18 protein-coding genes and 1 tRNA gene are annotated in these 13,675 nt (G+C 33.5%); 2 read left to right on the top strand and 17 right to left on the bottom strand.

Annotated features, from left to right (window positions below; genetic code table 11):
* From ACFSJT_RS08425 to xerA, 4 genes are all read right to left on the bottom strand, one after another.
* Positions 1 to 144 (bottom strand): helix-turn-helix domain-containing protein (locus ACFSJT_RS08425; RefSeq protein ID WP_378319814.1); only part of this gene is annotated, 144 nt, incomplete at its 3' end.
* Between the two features lie 287 nt (positions 145 to 431).
* Entirely contained in the window at positions 432 to 581 is a 150-nt protein-coding gene (locus ACFSJT_RS08420) for a hypothetical protein (RefSeq protein ID WP_378319810.1), read from the bottom strand.
* A 360-nt stretch (positions 582 to 941) separates the two neighbouring features.
* Entirely contained in the window at positions 942 to 1,937 is a 996-nt protein-coding gene (locus ACFSJT_RS08415; protein WP_378319809.1) for a hypothetical protein, read from the bottom strand.
* Between the two features lie 507 nt (positions 1,938 to 2,444).
* On the bottom strand, positions 2,445 to 3,518 hold the full coding sequence (xerA, locus tag ACFSJT_RS08410) for a site-specific tyrosine recombinase/integron integrase (protein ID WP_378319808.1): 1,074 nt from the start codon (positions 3,516 to 3,518) through the stop codon (positions 2,445 to 2,447).
* A gap of 140 nt (positions 3,519 to 3,658) precedes the next feature.
* Here xerA and ACFSJT_RS08405 point away from each other — a divergent pair, with 140 nt between their 5' ends.
* On the top strand, positions 3,659 to 3,985 hold the full coding sequence (locus tag ACFSJT_RS08405; RefSeq protein WP_378319807.1) for a hypothetical protein: 327 nt from the start codon (positions 3,659 to 3,661) through the stop codon (positions 3,983 to 3,985).
* A gap of 60 nt (positions 3,986 to 4,045) precedes the next feature.
* Here ACFSJT_RS08405 and ACFSJT_RS08400 read toward each other — a convergent pair whose 3' ends face one another.
* The 12 genes from ACFSJT_RS08400 to ACFSJT_RS08345 form a co-directional block, all read right to left on the bottom strand.
* On the bottom strand, positions 4,046 to 5,821 hold the full coding sequence (locus ACFSJT_RS08400) for a MutS-related protein (protein ID WP_378319806.1): 1,776 nt from the start codon (positions 5,819 to 5,821) through the stop codon (positions 4,046 to 4,048).
* 128 nt (positions 5,822 to 5,949) lie between these two features.
* Positions 5,950 to 6,306, bottom strand: coding sequence for an MmcQ/YjbR family DNA-binding protein (locus ACFSJT_RS08395; RefSeq protein ID WP_378319805.1), 357 nt, complete (start codon positions 6,304 to 6,306; stop codon positions 5,950 to 5,952).
* 6 nt (positions 6,307 to 6,312) lie between these two features.
* Positions 6,313 to 6,717 carry a GNAT family N-acetyltransferase gene (locus ACFSJT_RS08390; protein ID WP_378319804.1) on the bottom strand — a complete coding sequence of 135 codons (405 nt, stop codon included), beginning with the start codon at positions 6,715 to 6,717 and terminating at the stop codon, positions 6,313 to 6,315.
* Positions 6,717 to 7,337: a DUF4230 domain-containing protein gene (locus ACFSJT_RS08385; RefSeq protein ID WP_378319803.1), complete on the bottom strand. Its 621-nt coding sequence runs from the start codon at positions 7,335 to 7,337 to the stop codon at positions 6,717 to 6,719. The genes ACFSJT_RS08390 and ACFSJT_RS08385 overlap by 1 nt, the downstream gene beginning before the upstream one ends.
* A 21-nt stretch (positions 7,338 to 7,358) precedes the next feature.
* Positions 7,359 to 8,108, bottom strand: a complete 750-nt coding sequence (locus ACFSJT_RS08380) for a cyclase family protein (RefSeq protein ID WP_378319802.1) — start codon at positions 8,106 to 8,108, stop codon at positions 7,359 to 7,361.
* Positions 8,105 to 8,902, bottom strand: a complete 798-nt coding sequence (locus ACFSJT_RS08375; protein ID WP_378319801.1) for a class I SAM-dependent methyltransferase — start codon at positions 8,900 to 8,902, stop codon at positions 8,105 to 8,107. Before ACFSJT_RS08375 ends, ACFSJT_RS08380 begins: the two co-directional genes overlap by 4 nt.
* 18 nt (positions 8,903 to 8,920) lie before the next feature.
* Complete coding sequence (hemW, locus tag ACFSJT_RS08370) at positions 8,921 to 10,093, bottom strand: radical SAM family heme chaperone HemW (RefSeq protein WP_378319800.1); 1,173 nt, start codon at positions 10,091 to 10,093, stop codon at positions 8,921 to 8,923.
* Between the two features lie 13 nt (positions 10,094 to 10,106).
* On the bottom strand, positions 10,107 to 10,688 hold the full coding sequence (gene ruvC, locus ACFSJT_RS08365) for a crossover junction endodeoxyribonuclease RuvC (protein ID WP_378319799.1): 582 nt from the start codon (positions 10,686 to 10,688) through the stop codon (positions 10,107 to 10,109).
* Positions 10,689 to 10,745: 57 nt separating this feature from the next.
* Positions 10,746 to 11,225, bottom strand: coding sequence for a type VI secretion system contractile sheath small subunit (locus ACFSJT_RS08360; RefSeq protein WP_378319798.1), 480 nt, complete (start codon positions 11,223 to 11,225; stop codon positions 10,746 to 10,748).
* A gap of 56 nt (positions 11,226 to 11,281) precedes the next feature.
* Positions 11,282 to 11,458, bottom strand: coding sequence for a hypothetical protein (locus tag ACFSJT_RS08355; RefSeq protein ID WP_378319797.1), 177 nt, complete (start codon positions 11,456 to 11,458; stop codon positions 11,282 to 11,284).
* Positions 11,459 to 11,689: 231 nt separating this feature from the next.
* Positions 11,690 to 12,049, bottom strand: coding sequence for a BlaI/MecI/CopY family transcriptional regulator (locus ACFSJT_RS08350; protein ID WP_378319796.1), 360 nt, complete (start codon positions 12,047 to 12,049; stop codon positions 11,690 to 11,692).
* A gap of 185 nt (positions 12,050 to 12,234) precedes the next feature.
* Positions 12,235 to 12,651, bottom strand: coding sequence for a hypothetical protein (locus tag ACFSJT_RS08345; RefSeq protein WP_378319795.1), 417 nt, complete (start codon positions 12,649 to 12,651; stop codon positions 12,235 to 12,237).
* A gap of 211 nt (positions 12,652 to 12,862) precedes the next feature.
* Here ACFSJT_RS08345 and ACFSJT_RS08340 point away from each other — a divergent pair, with 211 nt between their 5' ends.
* Positions 12,863 to 13,363 carry a DUF456 domain-containing protein gene (locus tag ACFSJT_RS08340; protein WP_378319794.1) on the top strand — a complete coding sequence of 167 codons (501 nt, stop codon included), beginning with the start codon at positions 12,863 to 12,865 and terminating at the stop codon, positions 13,361 to 13,363.
* A gap of 161 nt (positions 13,364 to 13,524) precedes the next feature.
* On the opposite strand, the gene ACFSJT_RS08335 is transcribed toward ACFSJT_RS08340, so the two are convergent.
* Positions 13,525 to 13,598, bottom strand: a tRNA-Asp gene (locus ACFSJT_RS08335).
* Positions 13,599 to 13,675: the final 77 nt, after the last annotated feature.

The following is a 13,675-nucleotide window of genomic DNA, read 5'->3' as shown; positions in this document are numbered from 1 at the left end:
TTTTAGACCTTCAAAGCCTTGGTTTTCGAATCGATCAATCAATTTATAAGCTGTTGGTCTGGAGATTTCAAAATTCCTACACAATTCAGTGATGGTATATTTTCCGGTACGCCATTCACAGATAAATTCAATTTTTTGTTCCATAGTTGTTGTATTTTTCCAAGGCAGGGTAATTTGATTTTGCTCTCAAATTACACCTCAAAAAGTGTAAACTATGTTTCTTTAACTTTGTAAAGGATGTTTGTTTAACGTACCATATTGCTTATAACGTTTAATATATGTGTCGTAGCAGGGCAAAATGTTACCTTGCTTTTCGGGTTTTCTGCGCATTGGTTGCTAGTTTTTACCTTTTGCAAGCATTGCGCCTCACCAAATATACAAGAACCATTCGATTAATCACTTAGCTGCTATGATCACATATATGTTGTTGTCTACCGTTCTTTTAAGATTTGTTTTTTTGTCCATCCTTTATAGATTATTAATAACCCTATACCCAAGAAAATAAAGCCATAGCCAAAATCATTATCATTTTTATATTCATCAATAAAGATAAATTCATTTTCATTTTTATTGGTTAGCATTTCTATTTTATCTTTTTGTTTAGTTTTTCACAGTAACGCCTTTTAGTTCGTTTTGTATATGTTTTACCGTTGTATTCTAAATCAAGAAAGTAATTCCGTTTTCCGAATTCAGAACAGTCTATAACAGTAACTTCCACCAAAATATTTTGTTCCGTTATTTTTTTATCAATGTATCCGTTTCTAATTAATATTCCGCTAATAAGAACCATAAAAAGTCCCCCAAGAATAAGTCCATTATTGACTATAAAAGATAATATTTTGAGTTTCAATATTTTTCGATTTAATGGTAGACAACGTCTCTTGTATGGTGCGTTTGCATCCCGCAGGGTGCATATGCATTATACAAATTGTTGTAAGCAGTTATTTTTTTACGTACAGTTCTAATTTATCGTTAATTTTTGTTTTATCATAGTTCGTATTGATTTCGGACAATTTCTCCTGGTCATAAATTGGATAAAATGATTGAATTCGGTTAAATTCAACATTTCCTTGTCCTTTGACTTGTTTAGTTCTTTTTTGAATCCATAGTTGGTAAACAACTTCATCAAATTCAAATACTACGTTGTCAGTTAGATTTAGGTCAATTAACCTAAGTTTGTCGATTTCTGTCAGAATGTTTCTCAAATCAATATGTAATTCTTTAGGGTAAAAATTTTGATAGTGAAATGACTTTTCGGGTTTATCCTTTATGGGTTCAGCGTAATGTCTATTTGTAATATGAACCAATGAATAATCAGTTAATTCAACTACTTGACCAGAGAAAGGTATTTCAAATTCCGATTGGTCATAGTCTTGTTTCATTGACTTAATCATATGATAAAGAAATTTAGATTGTAAAATTATCTTGTCTTTTTGCAACCTATATTTATCTTGCTTTGCTCGAAATCTTCTAATTAATCTCGGATATTTTTTATCAAGTTCTTTTAAGTCTTTTCTTGTCTCAATAGCTAACTCTTGTAATACTTGGTCTTTATGATTTGTAATTTCAATTTGTTTATACCATTGATTTGAAATAGACTGAAGTCTTTTAAAGTCTTTTATTTGTTCTCTTTGTGAGACTTCTACTATTTTTCCTTTTTTAGCTTTATGAAATGGTCCAGCAAGATTATTATGGAAATATGTTAAGTATAATTCTCGGAAGATATAATCATTACAAAAATCAAAATTTCCAGGTCTACCATCACTTTCGTGTATTGTAAGATTCAGCCCCATACATAAAAACTCTTTTTCTCGTTCCAAGAGAAATTTTCCATTAAGAGCTCTCTCTTTAAGGTCGTCAAATATTTTCCTTGTTCTTATTTGCTCACTTTCAGACCCATTTTTAATGTCAAGTTCTTCTGGTAGATAATGTTTCATTTAGATTGTGAGGTACTTTTGGTTAATTGCTTACAACGCTTAATGTATAGTTTCGTAGCGGGCAAACTCGAAAAAGAATGTTCCGCACAGCTCAAAGATAGCAAATGCGCGTGAAATTCCGTTAGGAATTTCCGCCGCTATGAACTTATACATTTTGTTATGCTCTGGCTTTTATGAAGCCTGTATTTTGCAAACTTGCTTAGCAAAGCGATAATTTCTTACGAAACCCTTGCGTATTGCTTTTCTAACTCTCGCGATCGCTTTGTTACTATTGGAATAGGCTTAACCAATGCAAGTTCGCTACCGCGTACAGCGTCCGAATCGGGGAAAAGTTCCAACTTTTGAATCGGTAAAAATCTTTGAAAAAATACTCAGGTCTTTGCAGTGTAGCCCGTCCGTTAAACGTATTGCTTGCGTTCTGCTTTTCAGGTGCTGTTTTCACCTCTGATGCTTGGGCATAACAATGGAATAAAGGATATATGTCCTTTATATTCCATGTATGTTTATCTACAAATCTAGTGGATTTTTGATTACCTTAAAATTATTAACAGCCACTTGCGTATATATTTCAGTAGTTTTTGTGCTACTATGCCCTAATAGGGTTTGAATATATCTTAAATCTGTTCCGCTTTCTAATAAATGCGTTGCAAATGAATGCCTAAGTATGTGTGGTGTAACTCTTCTTTTGATGTTTGCTTTTGTTGCAGCCTTAGAAACGATAGCCCCTACACTTTTTCCAGAATATTTTTTACCATCGGGAGACTCAAAGAGATATTCCCTAGGCTTCCATTGGCTATAGTATATTCTTAATTCTTTTAATACAGTTTTAGAGAGTAGTGAATATCGATCTCTATTATTTTTAGCATTTCTAATAAAGATCAGCATCCCTTTACTATCTATATCTTCAATTTTCAAATTCAATAGTTCACTTCTGCGCAATCCTGCAGAATATAATAGGCTTACAATGCATCGATGTTTTATATTATTAGTATTAGCTATCATAGTCCGGATTTCTTCTTTAGAAAGTACTCGTGGGAGTTTCTGCTGTTTTCTAGGTCTTTCAATGCTATAAAATCTATTAGGCATCCCCATAACAACTTCATAATAGAACTTAATACTATTGATGGCTTGGTTGATGTAACTATTGGATTTATTCTGCTGAATAAGATGTTGTAAGTATGCTCGTATTTCCTGCTCAGATAACGTTATAATATCTTTGTTAGGATAATGATTAATAAATTTTTCAAATTGTAAAATGTAGGTTTTACAAGTGTTTAATGCGTATTTTTTAAGTTCTAGCTTAAGAAGAAAGGCTTCGGGAGCGTATTTATAGGAAGTTGTATGAGCCCTATTCCGATACCAATTCATATCAACGGGTTGATTGTCTCGAATTATTTTTTCTTTAAAAAACAAATTGCCATTAATCCAGGCAACACCTCTGAATTTTTCAAAAATTAAATCAAGATTTTCTTTGGTATTTTTTATATAAACCATTGCAAATACAGGACTCCATCTGGGATTAGGTAATTCTTTGATTAACGCCTGTATGACCTTATCGGGATAAAATTGTAGCCCAATCATTTTTTGCTTTTGTATTAACAAATGCTTTAGCGTAATGTGTTTTTGGTGCGAACCCATATATCAAATATGAAAATAGAAGCGATATTTAACAAAATTAAACGTAGATTTATACGCATAATAAACGTTTAATTCTATAGGTAATGACCATTTATTGTTTGCACTGCAATTCAGAAATTGAAGGAAGAATCGACAAAAAATTCTGCACTCCCTATTGCAGATCTGCATTTCATTATCAAAAAAATAAAGAGAACGAGAATACTCTTTTTAAAACAATCGATAAGCAGCTCAAAACCAATCGTAGAATCCTTAAAAATTATAATAAAGCAGGACTCGCAAGGGTGTCTGCCAACAAATTGCTAGGTGAAGGATTTAATCCAAAATATTTCACCCATTTACTGGAAAAACAAAAAAGGACAAGTGTATTTGTTTTGCTACGAATATGGCTTTTTGGAGCTAAAAGAATATAATAAAAGAAAATATGTTCTGGTGACCTGGCAGAAGTATATGGCTTCTTGATTCTTATCACATTAAGATTCTACGATGCCCATTTTTTTCAATAAAAAAGAAGCATTCATGTTTTGGCAAACTCCGTTTTTAAAAGTATAATCAAAATAAAGCTCATCATTAATAATCTGAGCATCAAAAAATCGATTCTGAACCTGTGGCAGGTCTTTTGCTATTTCACAAAGGCTCAGATCATGAGTGGCTATAATTCCTGTGGCTTGGGCAGCAACCAGTTTTTCTACAAATTTACGGGATCCGGCTGCTTTGTCTTTACTATTGGTGCCTTTTAGGATTTCATCAAGAATGATAAAGTACTCGTCTTCTTTCAAAGCATCTACAATTGTTTTAAGTTGTGTGAGTTCTGAAAAGAAATAGGAGGCATCATCACTTAATGAGTCTGAAGTGCGCATACTAGAGATCAATTTAATAGGGCGATATTCACATGATTTTGCACATACTGGTAATCCTATATTAGACATCACAATCTGTAGTGCTACCGTACGCAAAAATGTACTTTTACCTGCCATGTTAGCCCCGGTAATAATCAAAAATTGCTTGTGGTCAATAGTAATATCATTATTTACCCTCTTTTTGGCACGTAATAAGGGGTGTCCCAGTTCTTTTGCTTTAAGAATAGTGTCGTTTGAAATGATCTTGGGATATACATAATCGGGATGATTAAAAGCAAAATTGCCTAAAGAATTGTAAGCGTCAAAAAAAGCAATTACTTCAAACCATTGATTTACTTTATCGTGGTTTTTTTTGATCCACTGTTCTATGCGATAGCTCTGCAAGATATCCCAAAGCATTAATCCGTTGGCAATAACGCCAAACATAATATTATTTCGTTGGTCAAAAGCACTAAGGATACGGGCAAATTGTTTTAAAGTTTGTGATGCTTTCTCTTTTTTACTAATTACCCCTTTTTGTTTTTCTTTTAATAATACTGCATCAAATACTGTATTTTCTATTTTATCAACGAGTTTATAGTATTGCTCAAAAGTATCCTTTACTTTACTGGCATTGCTATATAATGTATTGATTTTCTTAAGCTGTGTTCCGGTAATTCCCAAGCCTATAAAAAACCAGAAAAGAAACATATTGAAAGTAATGAGGTCTAAGAATAGTAAAACAAGCATAATTATCGATATACCAGAAACAAGTGCAGGAAGTATCCTCATCATTTTAGGAACAAATGGGGTATAGTTTTGCAACCATTTTTGAATAATAGATACCGGAATGGTAATATTTGCCAGTGAGGCTGTAGCACCAAAATCTTGGCGCCATACAGGTAATTCGGATAAATTTTTTATAGCTTCCTGTTTTCTTTCTATATCTTCAATAGTGTTCGCAGCGAGAATTGTTACTAATTTATCTTTTCCGGCCAAAGTTTTAGTGCGATTTACAAACTGAAAAAAAGACCGTTCACCGAACAGATCAATATCGTGACTAAAAGGATGTGAAGGATCTATAAATTCTTTTCCAGATGCAAGTTGACTAACATCATCATTAAATACATCAAGTTCTAGTTGATTCATCTCGATAAGCTTCTCTATCTTGTTTTTGGTATTGGTGAGATCGGTGTGCCGGTTTACCAAAAAAATAAAAGCTACTATGCCAATTAAGATACTGCCAATAATAATTTGAGTGTTGGGGTATCCAAAGTAAACACATGCAACAATTGCCAAAAAAACCAATAATCGTATCGTACTAGAGACAGCTAATTGCTTTTTCGCCTTTTTAAGCGATATCGTATGTAGAGATTTTTGTTCTCTGTAAAATTCTTTAGGATTGTTCATTTTGTATTCCTGAGATAAATTCCTTTTTTTTGGGGACAAGGTTAGAATGAGGATTTTCAAACAACACTCTAGCCTTAATCTTCTGCCCAAAGGGATAGGAAACCTTAATTCGTAATTAATTTAATCAATTAAAGACTTTCTAATTCTTGTTTCAGTTTTTTTGTAAGGCTATTTACGACCAAACTATAAGAATGATCTATTAGCTCACATAGTGTATTAGTAGACAAACTACCAGAAAAGTTAACAGTATTCCAATGTTTTTTACTCATATGGTATCCTGGGGTAATTTCTGGGTGATATTCGCGTAGTTCAATAGCTCGATCGGGGTCACATTTCAGATTAACACTAAACGGAATTCTATCAAGTCCGGTTAAGGCAAACATCTTACCCATTACCTTAAAAACCAAAGTAGTCTCGTCAAAAGGAAATTCTTCGGTCACTCCTTTTTTTGCCAAACAGTAGTCTCTAAATGCTTCTACATTCATTTTCTGTTATTTTATGACTTTTTCCATCATTTGAGAAGGATTTTCAATTACATCAAACCCAAATGATCTATAAAGTTTGTGTGCATCATTTGTAATTAACATCCACCTTTTGATTTGTCGCAGGTCTTGATGTTCCATGATAGTTTTCATCAATTGTTTTGAGAATCCTTTTCCTCTGTGTTCTTCTATGATGAACACATCCATCAGATATGCAAAAACAGTGTAATCGGTTAAAACTCTGGCTAACCCAACCTGTTTGCTGGCGAGATAGACTCCAAAATTGAGGCAACGATTTATACTTATCTGTACTTCTTCTTTAGTTCTACCCTCTGCCCAATATGATCGAGTTAAAAATCCATGAATAAAATCAATATCCAACTTTTCTTTTTCAGTTGAAATTAACAAGCTCATTATTCTTCTAACTGTTTTGATTGATCATTATTGTCCTCAAGTTCCAGAGCAGAATAGTCTAGTTTCCAGCCAATCGAGCCAGCAAGGGTTTCCATAAGCGATATGGCGGCTAGTGCTTCCTGTTTGGAAGACTCCATTAAACCACTTTGTGGGATTTTATCTTTAATAAATTTTTTAGCCTCTTGACTTATTTCTGTCATATCTCCCGAAGTAAATGGATTTAACCATCCTTCTTGCATATCATAGAATTTAAAATCGGTATCAATCGTTAAAAGTTTAGGTTGCGGAAACTTTGAAATAACTATTCGCTTAGTTTTAGTATCACTCTCTAATTTAACTTGAGATAAATCGAAACCAACATAGGCTTTTGCGTCTATAAGAATCAGGGCTTTTTTTCGACCAATAAGTTGCTTGAAAAATTTATCTTTTACACTTTCGTAGTGATAAATTTCGGCAAAATCACCTTCTACTGTCACCAGTTTACAAACACTCTTAATCTTTTCCATCAATACCGTAGATTGTGTTTTGACAGCAGATTTTCTTTTAGCTGCATTAAATCTGGTAAAGACGAAATACGCAAGGATAGCCCCACTCAAAAGTCCTATAAATAATAGCTCCATTGTGCAAATATATATATTATGTTAATTAATAACAGGATATAAGATAGGTTTACTGGGGGTGGCATCATTCTCAAAAGAAGCTATCTGTAGGTTAAGAAGATAAATTCCGTCTTTTATTTCATCTTGAACATAAATTAGCTCTGTAATAGTGGCTCGATTACGAGGTGCTTCGGGATAGTTCCAGAAGGCTTTATGGGCTAATAATCTACCTTCATCTTTTTCCTTATCTACAGAAGGAAGATCGATCAGCAAATGTTCAATTCCAGATTCTCTAATATGTATAGCAGCTTCTTGGGATATATATGGCCAATTGGTATGAGAATATTGTTTGTTAATTTTATCTTTTGAATTGGGCAGTGTTCTGATGATTAAGGCTTCAATATTGGCAGAATTTATAGCGTTTTTAATAGGATCTTCATTAATTACAAAATCCTCTCCCTTTTGTTCTGGAATAACGGTTATAACTTTAGCCAGAAAGAAAAACTGTTTCAATACATTATTAATACTATAAAATTCCCTGGTAATATGGCCTATACACTCTGTATGTGTCCCGTGACCATGTGGGTTAAAACTAATGGTATTAAAATTGGTAGAAGCACCTTCAGACACTTTGCCAATCCAATCACCATCTTTTACAGGTTCTATTTTGGGTGCAGCAATATACCATGCATTTACATTTTCTTTTGATGCTTTTAAAGGAATAGAAATGTCTAAAGGCTTCGAAAGATCAACTTTGAAAGATTGATTCTTGTGTTCTATAGTTGTAATCATATACTACTATGGTTTTTTTTGATGACCATAAAAAGATAATCGCCTTTGGTGTTTTCGTGTTTTTTGATGATGTTATTAATTTCTCCAGATGCGATATCCTCTTGCAATGTTGTTAATCCTTTTTGTACCTCGATGGCATTAGATAAAGAAGAAAATGACGATATCCCATCTCTTACGTTGGGGTCGAGATATAGCTTTGGATGGTGTTTCCCCGAATACAAAAAAAGATCTTGTAAATCAGGTTGAATAAAATACTTTTCGATATACTCAATTTTTAAATTATTTGCTTCTAAATTAGATTCGATAAGATCATATGCCGGCATTTGTGTCATAGAATCCAGTAACATTTTTGGAAAATAATGGTTAAGCCAGTAACCTTGCATTTGATTTGGAGTGGCGGTAAATATTACAATTTTTCCTTTGGGCTTAAGTATCCTGTTTAATTCTGAGAAACCTTGATTAAGATCTTGCCAGTGATGTAGTGTAAGACTTGCAATGATGCCATCTATACTTTCTGAAAGAAGATCAATACGCTCTGCTTTTCCAATGCTCCAGGTAATAGAGCTGTTTTTGTTTTTTGCTTTCTCAAGCATTTCTCTTGAAGGGTCAATTCCTATAAACCAATATCCTTTTTTATCAAATTCTGAAGTATAATTACCAGTGCCACATCCAATATCAAGATAGGTTCCTTCAAAATCAGGAGAAAGAAGTTTTAATAATTTATCAAAAAGATAAGGATCGGCTTTGCGGGTAGTGTTATAATTTGTGCCGATAATATCATACTTTTCTTGCATTGCCTCTAGGTTTGATAATTATCCTAAATTTAATAAGAAAAGATCACTTGCAATACCATCACTTAAAAACTTTCCTTTTTTGGTTACTAACAAAATATCTCCATCTAGGAATAACAAATGTTCTTCAATATGTTTTTGAGCTTGCTCTAAAAGGTATTTTTCGTACGTTTTTCCAAACTCTTTTGCTACCTTTTTAAGCGAAACGCCCCAGACGGTTCTTAAGCCTGTCATTATATACTCGTTGTACCGATCTGTAGTACTTAGATCTTCTACTTCCCGCGAAAATTGCTTTAGTTCTAAAGCCTTGATATATTTTGTATTATTACTAACATTCCAGCTTCGTTGTTTCCCATTATAAGAATGTGCCGAGGGGCCAATACCTAAGTATGATTTTCCTTGCCAGTAAGCTGTATTGTTTTTACTAAAATATCCCGGTTTACCAAAATTAGACAGTTCGTAATGTGTAAACCCTTCATTTTCTAAAGTTTCAACCAAAACTTCAAAATGTTGTTGAGCCAGATCTTCATCAACAGGAGGAATTATTCCGTTTTCGATCAATTTGGGCAATGCTGTATTAGGTTCAACCGTTAGTGCATAACATGAAATATGAGGAACTCCAAAACCTAGTGCCAGTTCAATGTTCTTTTTCCAACGTGCTATAGACATTTTTGGGATCCCATAAATCAAGTCAATCGATATGTTATCAAAGTATTGGGTTGCAATAGATAAACAATCCATAGCTTCTTTGGCATTATGAGCCCGGTTCATGATGGTAAGATCTTCCTCAAAAAAAGATTGAATACCAATGCTTAGGCGATTTATACTGCTTTGCGCCAGGGTTATTATTTTTTCTTCTGTGAGATCATCGGGGTTAGCTTCAACAGTAATTTCAGGAGACGAGGAGACCAAAAAATGTTCATAAATAACATCGATTATGGACTGTAAATCTGCGGTTGATACAACAGTTGGAGTACCTCCTCCAAAATAGATGGTTTCGATAGGTTTATCATCAATTTCAGACTGTCTTAGTTTGATTTCTTTTTGTATAGCACCAATCATTTCATCCTTTTTTTTCATCGAGGTCGAAAAATGAAAATCACAATAGTGACAGGCTTGCTTGCAAAAGGGGATATGGATGTAAATTCCAGCCCCTCCCTGCCTCCCCAAAGGGGGGGAGTTGATTAATTTCATATTCATGACATATTTAGTTCCCCTTCTGGGGGCTAGGGGGCTTCTTTATTCTTTTCTCGTTCTGTTTTACAAAAGCCGACCATCCTGTATAGTTTTTCCCTACTATGTTGGCTCGGCCCATATTGTAAAAATGGCAAACTGCGGCAGCCAATCCATCGGTAGAGTCCAGGTTTTTAGGCAATGTTTTAAGTTGTAACAGGCTTTGTAGCATTTTGGCAACTTGCTCTTTGCTTGCGTTACCATTACCGGTAATAGCCATTTTGATTTTTTTAGGAGAATATTCTGTGATAGGAACTTCTCGACTCAATCCAGCGGCCATAGCTACTCCCTGGGCTCTTCCTAACTTGAGCATAGATTGTACATTTTTACCAAAAAAAGGAGCTTCAATAGCAATTTCATCGGGATGATAGGTATCTATTAACTCTATAGTACGTTCAAAAATGAGCTTTAATTTAAGATAGTGGTCATCATATTTACTTAGCTGTAGTTCGTTTAGCTGCAAAAAGGTCATTTTTTTTTGTTGAACTTTAATAAGTCCAAACCCCATAATGGTGGTCCCGGGATCAATACCTAATATAATTTTTTCGTTACTCAAGACAGGAAATATGTTTTGTATGCTACAAAGCTACACATTTCATATGAAGCAATAGATTTAATCAATACGAATTACCAAGGGAAGTTGATAACGAGCTGTAACCGGAGTGCCACGCGTATGTGCAGGTTCTACTTCTGGAAGTGTGTTAATACCTTCTTCAAGAAGATCCTTTAAATTTGGAATCTGAGAAGCAATAGGATCGGGAAGCTCAAAATCTTCTATAATAATCTGACTTTTTTTAGTAATTAATAACGGAATCCATATGGTATCGCTGACAGATGTATTGATATTGATCTTTTGCTTTGACAGATAGTCATAAAAATATTTGATAATTGTTTGCTGAAAGCATTGCTCAAGCTCTTCTTCAGATTTTTCTTCGCAAATTTCGAATAAAGGAGGTTGCTCTACTTCATTCCAGCTAAGTTTATCGAGCCCTTCTTTAATAATCTCTTCTTTATGTTCTTTTTTTAGAACAAAATTATCACAAGAATACAGCGTAAATATTATTATACAGATATACCAGAGTTTTTTAACCATTATCAGTTTCAGCTTGATAGGGGCAAACTACATAAAATATTTAAGAGAATAAAGGGTTAATTGCCTTTACTGCTATTGGCTGTTTCTTCTTCAAGTTGAGCAATTCTTTTTTCAATAACCTGATTGAAATATTTCGCATTTTTATTTTTACCAATTTTTTTTAGATATTCTTGATGGTAGGGGAACTTAATTTTTGGGATTTTTAAAATATGCTTTACAAATACTAGCAACATTTTCTGAAGAGATTGCGATTACTCTTTCAAGTCGCGTAACATATACCTCAGATGATTGAGTTTTAAAGGCGTCTATTTTGATGAATGGAAGTAGCAAAGAAAAGATAGGTGTAGAAAGTAGGTACGATCTATTCCAGTTAAAGAATGTGTCTTTTTTGTGAAATGTATCGTATAAAACCAAAAAAAGTATCTGAAAAACTAGAGTTTGTAAGATATAATAGAGCATAAGTATTATTTTTCTTTACCGAGTTCTTTTAGAATTTCTTCGAGATCCTTAATATCCATATCATTCTTTTTTACAAAGAAGGACACCATGTTTCTAAACGATCCATTAAAATAATTATTCATCAATTTCTGGAGGGATTGACTGCTATACTCTTCTTTTTCTATAATAGGGAAGTAGATATATCCTTTTCCTTTTTTTCGATGAGAAACAAATTTCTTATTCTCGAGAATTCTAATAATAGTAGACACAGTGTTATAAGCAGGTTTGGGGCTAGACATCTTTTCTATAATAGAGGCCACGTTAGCTTCTTGTAGCTCCCATAATAATTGCATTACTTCTTCTTCAGCTTTGGTGAGTTGTTTCATAACATTATGAACTAATTTTTTAGTTCTAAGAAACAAATATAACTAATTATTTAGTTTTAACTAATTTTTTAGTTGAAAAATGTAGAGGATTTATAGGAACAGGTCATCCAAAAATAGTTGCCATTTTCAGAAACATTCGTTTTTTTGTACAATATCAGAGATGTATTTTGATCATTGGGAGATGGTCAATTCCCAGTAAGCTTTTCTTCTGATTTAATTTCAATTTCTGTTTTATTTACATTAAATACTATAGGAAGCGTAAATACATCTTCTCGAATAGTAACAATGTTTGATTTTTGAGAAGACAGGATTAACCTGGGAAAAGATTCTAATACTCTTATGGCTTCTACTTCTAGTGAGAATGCAGTTGATTTAGTCTGTATATCGATGATCTTTCCTGTATGGCCTATTTTAAATCGTGTATACACACGATTAGGTCCCTGTTTTGCATCAGAAGAAATTGCTGCGATATCATAATTTGCATTTACAAAAGATTGTATCTCTTTAATAATACAGTCTTTTCTTAGGCGTTCATTAGAAATATTTTTACATTTTTGAGTAGTAAAATAATTACTTTGCGAAAATGCAAGAGAATAGGACATAAGCGTTATAATTAGTACTAAAAAAGATTTCATCATTTCGGGGTAGCTTTATATCAAATTTTGGACTATTTTTTGACTATTTTTAAATAGGTGTAAAAAAAATAATTTTTAATTTATTTAAGTGTTACTGTATGTTAAGAATCAGTCGGGATGGTTTAAAATAATAATGACGTAACAAACCAGAAACATTTTCGTCATATAAATAAAAAATATGGATATAGCGTTGGTTATTATTGGCCTGCTTTTTTGCATGTTGGGAATTATCGGAAGTTTCTTACCTGTACTGCCTGGACCTTTCACCTCTTGGATTGGATTATTAATACTTCATTTTACTAACGCTGTTCCTCAAAACTGGACTTTTTTAGGGATCACCCTTGGGATTTCGATTTTGGTTTGGGTACTTGATTACATTGTTCCTGCTTTAGGCACAAAAAAGTTTGGAGGGACAAAGTATGGTATGGTTGGTAGTTCTTTGGGCCTTATAGTCGGGATACTTTTTTTAGGGCCTTTTGGGATTATTATCGGTCCGTTTGCAGGAGCATTTATTGGGGAATTTATTAGAGATAGTAGGGAAACCTCTAAAGCTTTAAAAGCAGCTTTTGGTTCTTTTATTGGCTTTCTGGCTGGTACATTTATTAAATTTATTGTGTCAATAGCCTTTTTGATTTTGTTTATTCAGGAAATCTGGGCTCACTGGGGAGAGTTATTTTAAAGACAGCGTTCTGCTAAAATTAAAAAAAGCCTCTCCAAAATTTATATGGAAAAGCTTCTCATCGGTTTACTACTAAACCACTCACGCAGAGCGTGAGACAACACAACGTTTTTAATTGCCAAAAAAAGCTTCAATGTTGGTTGAAGCTTTTTGCAATTTTGCGGTCTGGACGGGACTCGAACCCGCGACCCCCTGCGTGACAGGCAGGTATTCTAACCAACTGAACTACCAGACCAGTACCTTATTGCGGATGCAAATATACACCTCATTTTATTACCCGCAAATGTTTTTTTTGTTTTTTTTGACTTTCAC

The organism is Aquimarina celericrescens (assembly GCF_042682765.1).
Taxonomy (GTDB): Bacteria; Bacteroidota; Bacteroidia; order Flavobacteriales; family Flavobacteriaceae; genus Aquimarina; species Aquimarina celericrescens.
Note: the sequence above shows the minus strand (reverse complement) of the source record. Positions and strands in the feature narration are given on the sequence as shown.